4 protein-coding genes are annotated in these 12,337 nt (G+C 72.3%); 1 reads left to right on the top strand and 3 read right to left on the bottom strand.

Annotated elements, in window-relative coordinates; genetic code table 11:
• Window positions 1-100: 100 nt before the first annotated feature.
• From AC07EG_RS22460 to AC07EG_RS22450, 3 genes are read right to left on the bottom strand one after another with little or no spacing between them, the layout of a single operon-like run.
• Window positions 101-1,777: a fatty acyl-AMP ligase gene (locus tag AC07EG_RS22460; protein ID WP_478255101.1), complete on the bottom strand. Its 1,677-nt coding sequence runs from the start codon at window positions 1,775-1,777 to the stop codon at window positions 101-103.
• On the bottom strand, window positions 1,767-1,982 hold the full coding sequence (locus tag AC07EG_RS22455; RefSeq protein ID WP_478255100.1) for an MbtH family protein: 216 nt from the start codon (window positions 1,980-1,982) through the stop codon (window positions 1,767-1,769). Before AC07EG_RS22455 ends, AC07EG_RS22460 begins: the two co-directional genes overlap by 11 nt.
• Window positions 1,983-1,995: 13 nt before the next feature.
• Window positions 1,996-11,385: an amino acid adenylation domain-containing protein gene (locus AC07EG_RS22450; protein ID WP_478255099.1), complete on the bottom strand. Its 9,390-nt coding sequence runs from the start codon at window positions 11,383-11,385 to the stop codon at window positions 1,996-1,998.
• 238 nt (window positions 11,386-11,623) lie between these two features.
• Here AC07EG_RS22450 and AC07EG_RS22445 point away from each other — a divergent pair, with 238 nt between their 5' ends.
• On the top strand, window positions 11,624-12,331 hold the full coding sequence (locus AC07EG_RS22445; protein ID WP_478255098.1) for an aspartate/glutamate racemase family protein: 708 nt from the start codon (window positions 11,624-11,626) through the stop codon (window positions 12,329-12,331).
• Window positions 12,332-12,337 lie beyond the last annotated feature (6 nt).

Genomic DNA, 12,337 nt, shown 5'->3' with positions numbered 1-12,337 from the left:
TGGAGCGGGGTGGGGAGGGTTTGGGCGGGCTGCTGGGTTGGGCGCCGTGGCGCCTGTTTGATGCGTGTTCTTGCGGGTTAGCCGCTGTGGCGTTTTTAGGTTACCAATTTGTCAGTGATGCTGTTTCGTGTAATGTTCGTGCCTTTGCCCGCTGCACCTTCCCGCTTGTCGTCCTCGGTAGGCCGCCTGGTTTGAGGAGGTGTACTGCGCCGACTCCGACTTGGTGTTCGGCGGCCACCGCCTGCCGGATCGCCTCGGCGACTGGAGTCGGGTCTTCCAGCACCACTCCGCGCTGGGTTTCGGCCAGTATCCCCACCCGCACCTGCCCGTCCTCCGCGTAGGCGAATGCCGCGCACCGGCTCGGGTCCAGCAAGTCGTGGCATTCGCCGACGGTCAGCTCGAGGTCCTGCGGGTAGTGGTTCCGGCCGTCGGCGATGATCATGTCGTCGATGCGCCCGAGCACGTAGAGCTGCCCGTCGCGCTGGAAACCGAGGTCACCGGTGCGCAGCCACCCGTCCCCGAACTTGGCGGCGGTCGCTTCCGGGCGCTGCCAGTACCCCGCCGAGATGCTGTCACCGGAGAGCCACAGCTCACCGGGGCGGTCCTGCGGGCACTGGGCGCCGGTGGCCGGGTCCACGACCCGTACCCGCAGGTTCGACGGCACCCGCCCGCAGGCCACGATCCGCCGTCCGCCCGGGGAGACCAGCCGCCCGGACCGCTCCAGTTCCCCCGCGTCCAGGTCGAGGTAGCGGGCGTCGCCGGGTTCCCTGGTGCCGCTGACGTAAACCATGCCTTCAGCCATCCCGTAGGCCGGGGTGATCGCCGACTCGGGGAAGCCCGCCGGCGCGAACGCCGAGGCGAACCGTTCCATGGTGTCCCAGCGCACCGGTTCGGCGCCGTTGACCGCGGCGCGCCAGCTGCTCAGGTCCAGCCCGTCCGGGGCGACCTTCGCCGCGCACAGGTCGTAGGCGAAGTTCGGGGCGCAGGCGAACTCGCCGCGGTGGCGCGACATCGCTTCCAGCCACACCGCGGGCCGCAGCAGGAACTCCATCGGCGGGATGAGCGCGACCTCGCCACCGGTGTAGCAGGCCAGCAACGGCTGGAGCAACCCCATGTCGTGGAACAGCGGCAGCCAGCTGACCACGCGCAGCGGGTGCTCGGGGTCGACGTGCACGATCTGCCAGACCGCGGCCAGGTTCGCGGCCACGTTGGCGTGGGTGATCATCGCGCCCTTGGGTTCCGCGGTGGAGCCCGAGGTGTACTGCAGGAACGCGACCTGCTCACCGCCGAGGCCCGGATCGGTCCACAGCCCGGCCAGGTGTTCGTCCACTTCGGACACCACGATCACCTGCGCGGAGCCCAGTTCCCCGGCGGCCTCGGATTCGGCGATCCCCGCGGTGGTGAGCACGGCGGCCGGGGCGGCGTCCTTGACGATGCCGCGCAGCCGCGCCAGCTGCTTGGCGCCCGCTTCCGGGGGCGGGACCGGCACGCCGATCACCCCGGCGTAGGCGCAGGCGAAGAACCCGACGAGGAAGTCGACGCCGGTGGGGGTCATCACCAGTGCCCGCTCCCCCGGCGCCACCACCTGCTGCAGCAGCGCCGCCACCGCCCGCACCCGGCGGTCGAGCGCGCCGTAGGTGGCGGACTCGACTTCCCGGCCTTCGCGGTCGAGGACGACCACGGCTCGCTGCCCGGCGCGGGCGGGCAGGTTGCGGGCCAGCACGTCGGCCAGGGTGCGGTGGCCGGGGTCGGGGCGCAGGGCGTGCTCAGCCGGCATGGGTGCGGGCCTCCGTCCGCACCCGCAGGCTCAGCGGCCGCATGTCGGTCCAGACCTCGCTGACGTAGGCGAGGCATTCTTCCTTGCTGCCCGCCTTGCCCGCGTCGCGCCAGCCCGCGGGGTTCTCTCGGTGCTCCGGCCAGATCGAGTACTGCTCTTCGTGGTTGACCACGACCCGGTACCGGCGGTCGTTCTCGTCGCTCATCTTCCCAGCCCTTCTATCGGAGGTCGGCACAGCGGACGCCGGGGTCCCCGGCCACGGTCTGCAGCAGGCGCACGAACCCGTCGGCGAGGCCGCGCGCGGTGGTTTCGTCGAACAGGTCGGTGCTGTATTCCAGCGAGCCGCGCACCCCGGCGCCGCCGCCGTCGGGGGTGTGGTGTTCACGCACGCTCAGCACCAGGTCGAACTTGGCGGTGGTGGAGCCGACCGGTTCCTCGCGCATGCGCAGCCCCGGCAGGCCGACGTCGACCTGTTCGGTGTTCTCCGAGACCAGCATGATCTGGAACAGCGGGTGCCTCGACCGCGAGCGGGGCGGGTTGAGCACCCGCACCAGGTGCTCGAACGGCACGTCCTGGTGGGCGTAGGCGGGCAGGTTGGCCTCGCGGACCCGGGTCACCAGGTCGCGGAAGGCGGGGTTGCCGCCGGTGTCGGTGCGCAGCACCACGGTGTTGGCGAAGAACCCGATCAGTTCGTCGAGCGCGGTGTCGGCGCGCCCGGCGACCGGGGTGCCGAGCGGGATGTCGGTGCCCGCGCCGAGATTGGTGAGCAGGGCGGACAGCCCGGCCTGGGCGATCATGAAGAAGCTCGCGCCGGTTTCGCGGGCCAGGCCGAGCAGCCGGTCGTGGTCGGTGGCGGCCAGCTCGAACCCCAGGCTGGCGCCGCGCTGGGTGGGCTGGGCCGGTCGGGGCCGGTCGCAGGGCAGGTTCAGTTCGACGGGCAGCCCGGCCAGCGCGGTTTTCCAGAACGCCAGTTGCCGGGAGACCAGGCTGGCGGGGTCCTTTTCATCGCCGAGCAGTTCGCTCTGCCACACCGCGTAGTCGGCGTACTGCACCGGCAGCGGCGTCCACGCCGGGGTGGTTCCGGCGCAGCGGGCTTCGTAGGCGGCGGCCAGGTCGCGGGCGAGTTGCCCGAAGGACCAGGCGTCCCCGGCGATGTGGTGCAGTGCCACGGTCAGCACGTGCTCGCCGGGTCCGGCGCGGTGCAGCCGCACCCGCAGCGGCAGTTCGGTGCCCAGGTCGAAGGCGTGCTCGGCGGCGGTGTCCGGGGTGCCCTCGGCGAAGTCGACGGTGGCGTCCTCGGCGGGGACGACGTGCTGCACGGCGACGCCGTCGATCTCGGCGACGGTGGTGCGCAGGCTTTCGTGGCGGGAAACCACGTCCCCGAAGGCCGCCCGCAGCGCGGTGGTGTCCAGTTCGCCGTCCAGGCGGAACGACATCGCGATGTTGTACATCGGGCTGGGGCCGCCGAGCCGGTAGAGGAACCACAGCCGCGCCTGGGCGAACGACAGCGGCACCGGCTTGTCCCTCGGCACGGGCACCAGCGGCGGGCGGGTGCCGGTGTGCCCGGCGAAGCGGGCGGCGAGCCCGGCGACGGTGGGGGCGGCGAACAGTTCACGCACGGTCAGGTCGTGGCCGAGTTCGGCGCGGACGCGGGTGAGCAGCCGCATCGCGGTGAGCGAGGTGCCGCCGTGGCTGAAGAAGTCGTCGTGGACGCCGACCCGGTGGCCGAGGACATCGGTCCAGATGGCCAGCAGCCGGGCTTCGGCGGCGGTGCGGGCTTCGGCGGCCGCGGTTTCGGTGGCGGGCAGTTCCAGTGCGGCCAGGGCACGCCGGTCGACCTTGCCGCTGGTGAGCGTGGGCAGGGCGGGCAGGGCCAGCGCGCGGGCCGGGATCATCGAGGTGGGCAGCACCTCGCGCAGGGCACGCACGGTGCCGAGCGGGTCGGTGATGTCCCCGGCGAGGTAGGCGACCAGTTGCTCGTCGCGCACCAGCACGCAGGCGTCGTCGACCGCGGGCCGGGCCCGCAGCGCCGCTTCGATCTCGCCGAGTTCGATGCGCACGCCGCGGAGTTTGACCTGGGTGTCGGCGCGGCCGAGGAATTCCAGTTCCCCGTGCTCGGACCAGCGCACCAGGTCCCCGGTGCGGTACATCCGCCCGCCCGTCACCCGGCCACCACCCCCCAACGAGGCGCTGCGCGCCGCTGTGTCACCACCCGTCACCCGGCCACCACCCCCCAACGAGGCGCTGCGCGCCGCTGTGTCACCACCCGTCACCCGGCCACCACCCCCCAACGAGGCGCTGCGCGCCGCTGTGTCACCACCCGTCACCCGGCCACCACCCCCCAACGAGGCGCTGCCCGCCGCTGTGCCGCCGTCGTCGAACGGGTCGGGCAGGAACGCCGCGGCCGTGGCTTCCGGGCGGCCGAGGTAACCGCGGGCCAGGCCGATCCCGGCGACGTAGAGCTCCCCCGCCTGCCCCGGTGGCACGGGACGCAGGTCGGCGTCGAGCACGTGCACCCGGAAGTTCCACAGTGGACGTCCAATGGGGACGGTCACCGTTTCGACGCCGGGGCGGGCTTTCCAGAAGGTCAGGTCGATCGACGCCTCGGTGGGGCCGTAGAGGTTGTACAGCTGGGCGCCGAGCAGGGCGGCGCACTGTTCGGCCAGTGCGGTGGGCAGCGCTTCCCCCGCGCACATCACGGTTTTCAGGCTGGTGCACCCGGACACGCCGGGTTCGCCGAGGAATTCACGCAGGGTGGTGGGCACGAACTGCACGCAGGTCACGCCGGTGTCGCGGATCAGCGAAACCAGGTGGGCGGGGTCCTTGTGGCCGTCGTGCTCGGCGACGACGAGGGTGGCGCCGGTGAACAGCGGGCAGAAGAGCTCGAGGATGGAGGGGTCGAAGGTCATCGGGGTCTTGAGCAGGACCCGGTCGCCGGGGCCGAACCCGGCTTCGTGCTGCCACCACTGCAGGGTGTTCGACACGGCTTCGTGGGTGACGACCACGCCCTTGGGGTGGCCGGTGGAGCCGGAGGTGTAGAGCACGTAGGCCGCGTTGCCCGGTTCGGCGGGACGGGGTTCGGCGTGCTCGAACTCCACCGAATCCAGCAGCACCAGACTTTCCACCGCGGGCAGCAGGGCGCGGGTCGCTTCGGTGGCGATCACGGTGCGGGCGCCGGAATCGCCGAGGAGCTGGGCGAGGCGGGCGGGTGGCTGGTCCAGGTCGAGCGGCAGGTAGGCCGCACCGGCTTTGAGCACGGCCAGCACGGCGACCACCAGGTCCGCCGAGCGCGGCAGGGCCAGCACGACGATCTGCTCGGGCCCGGCGCCGAGGGCGGCGAGGTGGCGGGCGAGCCGGTTCGCGCGGGCGTCGAGTTCGGCGTAGCTCAGCGACTCCCCGCGGTAGAGCAGGGCGGTGGCGTCCGGGGTGCGGGCGACCTGGGCTTCGAACAGTTCGGGCAGGGTACCGGGGACCAGTTCGTGGCCGGTGGGGTGCGCCGGTGACGGGTCGAGCTGGTCGAGGCGGGCGCCGGGGCGGTCGAGGAAGGCGGTGAGCAGTTCGGTGTAGGTGCGGGCGTGACGGCGCACGGTGGCTTCGTCGAACAGATCGGCGTTGTACTCGAAGGTGACGGTGAGCTGGTCACCGGCGAAGAGCACGTCGACCTCGAGGTCGATCTTGGTGTAGCGGCGGGTGGTGCGCAGCAGGCCGGCGGTCAGCCCGGCGGGCTGGGGCACGACGGGGGCGCGGTCGACGTTGAAGATGGTGCCCACCACCTGGGCGCGGGGGTCGAGCTGGAGGCGGGCGGCGAGTTCGGCGGCGGAGAAACCGGGGTGGGCGTAGGCCTCGACGAGGGTGTGCTGAACTGCGGCGAGGTGCTCGCGCACGGTGCGGGTGGGGTCGGGGCGGCTGCGGATGGGCAGCAGGGTGCTGCAGTTGCCGACGAGCCGGTCGGCGCCGGGGTACTCGCGCTGGGCCCGCGGCACGCCGATGACCAGTTCGTCCTGGCCGCAGAGCTGGTGCAGCAGCTGGGCGTAGGCGGCGAAGAGCACGGTGAACGGGGTGACGCCGAGTTCGCGGCTCAGCGCGGTGACCCGGTCGGCACCGAACCGGGTTTCCACCCGGCCGCCGCGCCGGGAGGCGCCTGAGGCGGTGTGGTCGGCGGGCAGTTCCAGCGCGGGCAGCCCGCCGGGGAACTGCCCGGCCCAGTAGTCGGTGTGGCTGGGCCGGGTCCGCTGGTGGCGGACGAAGTCGCGGTACTGCGGGGCCGGTGGCGGGGTGGCGCCGGAGTAGAGCTGCGCGATCTCCTCGAACAGCACCACGAACGACCAGCCGTCGACGACCGCGTGGTGCGCGGCCAGGTACAGCTGGTGGTGGCCGGGGCCCAGGCGGAGGACGGCGGCTTTGACCAGCGGCCCGGTGGCCAGGTCGAACCCCTCTTCGGCGCGGGCGTCGAACCAGGCCCGCACGGTGTCGTCGGTGTCGGTGTCGTCGGTGTCGGTGTCGTCGGAGATCTCCACCAGCGGCACGTCGAGGGAGAACCGGGGCAGGACCTGCTGGCGGGAGCCGTCCTTGGCGAACACGGTGTGCAGGCTGTCGTGGCGGGCGAGCGCGGTGCCGACGGCTTCACGCAGGGCGGGCACGTCGAGTTCGCCGTGCAGGTCGAGCACGACGCTTTCGTGGTAGGAGCGGGAGTTCTCGGCGCTGACCTGGTCGAAGAACCACATTTCGCGCTGGACTTCGCTCAGCGGGTAACCGTCGTCGTCGGCCGGGGCGGTGGCCAGTGCGGGGCGGGCGCCGGGGAAGAACCCGGCGGTGGTGAGCTGGTTGACCGCGTGGGCGATGACCACCACGATGCGCTCGATGTCGGCGTCGGTGTGCGCGGTGGACAGGAAGCAGTTGCGGCCTTCCCAGATGTAGAGCCCGCCGGCGACGAGCATGGTGTGGAACAGCTCGACCAGTTCCGAGGAGGGGGCTTCGTCGAGGAAACGCAGCCGGAACAGCGACCCGAACCGCGCGACCCGGATCGGGACCCCGGCTTCGGTGAACATCGTGTCCAGGCGGTCGGCCAGCGCGCTCACCTTGGCGGTGAGCTGCTCCTGCAGGGCGGGCCCGCGGCGGCGCATCTCCTCGAGCACGGCGCGCCCGGCGGCCAGTGCCAGCGGGTGCTTGCAGAAGGTGCCGGAGAAGAAGGTGCGCACCGAGTGCGGGTAGGGGGCGTCACCGAAGGGCCAGGCGCCGCCGTCGATGGCGTCGAGGTACTTCGCGTCGCCGGCGACCACGCCGATCGGCAGGCCACCGCCGACGACCTTGCCGTAGGTGGTGAGGTCGGCCTCGATGCCCCACAGGCCCTGGACCCCGCCGGGGTGCACGCGGAAACCGGTGATCACCTCGTCGAGCACCAGCGGCACCCCGGTTTCCCTGGTCAGCGCCCGGACCTGACGCAGGAACCGCACCGGCTGCTGGTCGGGGCGGCGGCTCTGCACCGGTTCGACCAGCACCGCGGCCAGTTCCCCGGCGTGGGCCCGCAGCACCTCCAGCGACGCCGGGTCGCCGTAGGTGAGCACGAGCGCGTTGCGGCTGACGTCCTCGGGCACCCCGGGGGCCAGCGGCACGGATTCACCGGAGGGGTCCTGGCGGGCCAGGATCGGGTCGGCCGAGCCGTGGTAGGCCCCGGCGAACAGGGCGATCTTGTCGCGGCCGGTGATCGCCCTGGCCAGCCGGACGGCGACCATCACCGCTTCGGAACCGGTGTTGCAGAAGACCACGCGCTGCTTGCCGGTCATCTCGGTGATCAGCCGGGCCACCTCGTCGGCGAGGCCGGAGTGCGGGCCGAGCTGCATGCCTCGGGCCAGTTGCGCGGTGATGGCGTCGTTGATGAACGGTTCGCCGTGGCCGAAGAAGTTGACCCCGAAGCCCATGGTGAGGTCGATGTAGTCGTTGCCGTCGAGGTCCCACACGTGCGAGCCGGCCGAGCGGGTGACCACCAGCGGGTAACGGGCTTCACGCAGGGTCAGGTACGGCTGCGGGGCGTGGCGGACGTCGGCGTGGTAGGTGCGTTCGCGGGCGGCCTGCGCCTTGGACGCCCGGGTGCGCGCGCAGAACTCGCTCACCACGGTTTCGGCGAGTGCACGCTGTGCGTCGGTGAGGTGCCCGGCGGTTTTCTGCGCCTTTTTCGGGGCGAAGGCGACGAAGGTGTCCTTGGGCGCGATCGCGACGGGCTTCTTCTGCTTCTGCGGCTGGGGTGCCGGGGTGGGGCCCCGCAGGAGTTCGTAGGCCTGCGCCATCACCTTCTCGTGCACGGCGAGGAAGCGGTCGACGTCGGTCCCGGCCGTTGCCGGGACCACCTCGGCGGCGGGTGCGGGTGTGGTGGGGGTGTGGGCGCGGATGTGGTCGGCGACGCGGTTGAGCGTGTTGAGTTCTTCGAACAGGCGGCTGACCGCGATGGACACACCGAAGGTCTTCTGCACCGACTGCAGCGTCTGGAACAGGGTCATCGAGTCGGCGCCGAGTTCGAGGAAGGACAGGTCCGGGTCGATCGGGCCGTCGGTTTCGAGCAGGGTGGCCAGCACTTCGGCCAGCACCGGCAGCACGGAGTCACCGGCGGCGGTTTTCTCGGGGTTCACGGCGTCCTCGATGTTGTCGGTGGCTGCGTTCTTCTCGGTGGCTGCGGCGTTTCCGGTGGCCGCAATGTTTTTGGTGGCCGTGGCGTTTTCGGTGGCCGCGATGTTCTCGTTGACTGCGGTCTTCTCGGTGACTGCAATGTTTTCGGTGGCTGCGGTGTTTTCGGCGGCTGCGGTCTTTCCGGTGGCTGCGGTGGTTTTGTCGGCCGGCCGGTGTGGCCGGCGCTGGAAGGGGTAGGTGGGCAGGTCGGTGCGGGTGGCGCGGTGGCCGCGGTGGAAGGCGGCCCAGTCGAGGTCGCGGCCGGCGGCGTAGAGGCGGGCGGCGCCATCGGTGAGCACCTCCCAGTCGTCGGCGCCTTCGCGCAGGGAGGGCACCCAGAGGCGGCCGGGCAGGGCGCGGCGCCCGGCGCCGATGAGCACCTGTCCCGGGCCGACTTCGACGAACTGGGTGCAGCCGAGTTCACCGAGGCGCCCGAGGCCGTCGGCGAAGCGGATGGTGCCGGTCAGGTGCCGGGTCCAGTAGTCCGCGTCCGGGCGGCACAGTTGCCCGTCGAGGTCGCTGATCAGCGCGATGCGGGGTTCGCGGTGGGTGATCGAGGCGGCGGTGGCGGCGAAGGCGTCGCGGGCGGCGGTCATCATCGGTGAGTGGAAGGCCCGGTGGCCGCGCACGGCCCTGGTCCTGATCCCGCGCCCGGCCAGCGCTTCGGCCAGTGCGGCGATTTCGCCGGGCTGCCCGGAGACGGTGGTGTTCTCGGTGCCGTTGACCGCGGCGATGGCCAGGCCGGGGGTGAGCGCGGCCCGCACGGTGGTTTCACCGGCGAACACCGCGAGCATGGCGCCGCGTCCGGTGAGTTCGGCGACCAGGCGCCCGCGTTCGGCGACCAGGCGGACGCCGTCTTCGAGGTCGAACACCCCGGCGACGCAGGCGGCGGCGTACTGCCCGGCGCTGTGCCCGAGCAGGAACGCCGGGGCCACGCCCCAGCTCTGCCACAACCGGGCGATGGCGTATTCGAGGCAGAACAGGGCGGGCTGGGTGTAGCGGGTGTCGTCGAGGCCGTCACCGGAGAACAGCACCGCGGGCAGGGATTTGCCGACGTGGGTGTCGAACAGTTCGGCGCATCCGGCGAGCAGTTCGCGGAAGCGGGCGCTGGTCGCGTAGAGCTGGCGGGCCATGCCCGCGTACTGCACGCCCTGGCCGCTGAACAGGAACGCCACCGCACCGGGCCCGGCCGGGCTCTTTTGCCCGATGTGGACGTTCATGGTGGGGGTGCCGGTGGCGATGGCGGTGAGCCGTTCGCGTAGTTCGGCGGGGCTGCTCGCGGCGAAGGCGGCCCGGTGGCGCAGGTGGGCGCGGCCGGTGTTGGTGGTGAAGCACAGGTCGCGAACATCGGCGTCGAGGGCGGCGTGGCGCCCGGCCAGCTCCCGCAGGGCGGTTTCGGTGCGGGCGCTGAGCGTGCACACGTGCCGGGGGCGCAGTTCGTCCCCGCCCCTGGCCGGGACCTTCTCGGCTTCGGTGACGATGACGTGGGCGTTGGTGCCGCCGAAGCCGAAGGAGCTGACGCCCGCGGTCAGCGGCCCGTGGCGGGGGGTCCAGTCGCGGGCGGTGCGGGGGATCTCGAACGACCCCTCGGGGATTTCGGGGTTGCGTGCACGCAGGTGCAGGTGGGGTGGGACGCGCCGGTGACGCAGCATCAGCACGACCTTGATCAGCCCGGCGATGCCCGCGGCGGCTTCGGTGTGCCCGATGTTGGTTTTCACCGAGCCGAGCAGGAACGGTTCGCCGCCGCCGAGCACGGCGGCCAGCGCGCGGGTTTCGATCGGGTCGCCCAGCGGGGTGCCGGTGCCGTGTGCTTCGACGTAGTCGACGTCGGCGGGGGTGAGCCCGGCTTCGGTGAGCGCGTCGCGGACGACTTCCTGCTGCGCGGCGCCGCTGGGGGCGGTCAGGCCGTTGCTGCGGCCGTCGGAGTTGACCGCCGAGCCCCGCAGCACGGCGAGCACCCGGTCCCCGTCGCGGCGGGCCGCGGTGAGGGTTTTGAGCACCACCACCCCGCAGCCTTCGGCGCGGACGTAACCGTCGGCGGCGGCGTCGAAGGTTTTGCAGCGGCCGTCCTCGGCGAGCATGCCCGCCTGGCCGAACACCTCGGTCAGCTCCGGTGCCAGCACCAGGTTCACCCCGCCGGCCAGCGCGGTCTCCGCGTCCCCGGCCCGCAGGCTGCGGCACGCCAGGTGCACCGCGACCAGTGAGGAGGAGCAGGCGGTGTCCACGGCCAGGCTGGGGCCGTTGAGGTCGAGGAAGTAGGACAGCCGGTTCGCCGCGATGCTCAGCGCCTGACCGGTGCCGCTGTGGGGGGTCAGGGTGGTGCTGCGGCGGGCGTGGTCGCTGGTGCTGATGCCGACGAACACCCCGGTGCGGGTGCCCGCCAGCGCGGTCGGGGCGATCCCGGCGTGTTCGAGCGCTTCCCAGGCGACTTCGAGCAGCAGCCGCTGCTGCGGGTCCACAGCGGACGCTTCACGGGCGGAGATGCTGAAGAAGTCCGCGTCGAAACCGTCGACGTCACGCAGCAGACCGTGGGTGCGGCCCAGGTTCGCGCTGCGGCGGCGGGTGTCGGCGATGCCGTCGCCGCCGTTTTCGAGCAGCTCCCAGAACTCGGCGGGGTTTCCGGCGCCGGGGAAACGGCAGCCCAGGCCGATGACCGCGATCGGTTCACCCGGCGCGGCAGCGGGACGGTCCCGGAGCGCGGGTGCGCTTCGCCCGCCGGTCAGGTGCGTGCACAGGGCGCGGATGGTGGGCTGCTCCCAGAACAGCGTGGGTGACAGGTCGCTTCCGCACAGCCGGCCCAGTTCACCGATCAGCACCACCGCATCCCTTGAGGACAGTCCGTAACCGGTCAGCGGCGCGTCGCGGTCGACCGCGTCGGGCGCCACCCCGGTCCGGGTGGCGATCTGCTGGACGAGCCACGACTCCAGGCGGGCATCGGTTGGCTGCACGGGGATTCCCCTTCGCTCACGGATCGGGTCGCGAAAGCCGGCCACGCCGCCCCCAGCGCTCTGCGGATCCGCGGGCTCATGCATAGCCGGGCCGCTGACCAGTGGCCAGGGCCACGTCGCACGCTCTAAGGGGTTTTCTAGAACCCGGCCCGGCCGGGCCGCAAAGCCGGTTCCAAGCGCGACACTCGTCGGCGTTGTCCAGCGGGTTTCAGGCAGTCCTGAAAGGAAGGAGGCGGGTGTGGCGGCGGTGCTCGGCGTTCTCGGCGGCATGGGGCCGCACGCTTCGGCCGCTTTCCTCCGCACGGTCTACGAGACCGCGGGACAGCGGCACGCACCCGCGGCCGAGCAGGACCTGCCGCGCTGCCTGCTCGATTCCGACCCGGCGTTTCCCGACCGCACCGAAGCCATCCGCGACGGCCGCGACCGGGAGTTCACCGAGCGGCTGCGGCACCGGCTGCAGGCGCTGGCCGACCACGGCGCCACCCGGATCGTGCTGGCCTGCGTCACCGCGCACCACTTCGTCCGCTGGCTCGGCCCCGAGCTGCGGGCGAAGCTGATCTCGCTGGTCGACGTGGTGCTCGACGACCTCGAAGTCGGCGGTGACGGGCCGTTGCTGATGCTGGCCACCAGCGGGACCCGCGCGGCGGGGGTGTTCGAGTCCCACCCGCGCTGGCCACCGGTGGCGCACCGGGTGCTGCTGCCCCCGGCCGAGGCCCAGGAAGAGATCCACCGGCTGCTCTACCGGCTCAAACGCGAACCGGCCGGTGCCGGGATCGCCGGGCGGGTCGAGGACCTCGTCGGCGCCCACGGCTGCCGCGGGGTGATCGCCGGCTGCACCGAGGTGCACCTGCTGACCAGGTGGTGGCGGGCGCGGGGCGGCGGGCCGCGGGTGCTCGACCCGCTGCGCTCGATCGCCGAGGACCTGCCGAAACTGCTCGAAGCCTAGGAGACC

The sequence above is a fragment of the Amycolatopsis sp. NPDC045836 genome (assembly GCF_056431745.1).
The sequence above is the reverse complement of the archived record's forward strand: the minus strand, read 5'-3'. Positions and strand labels throughout refer to the sequence as shown.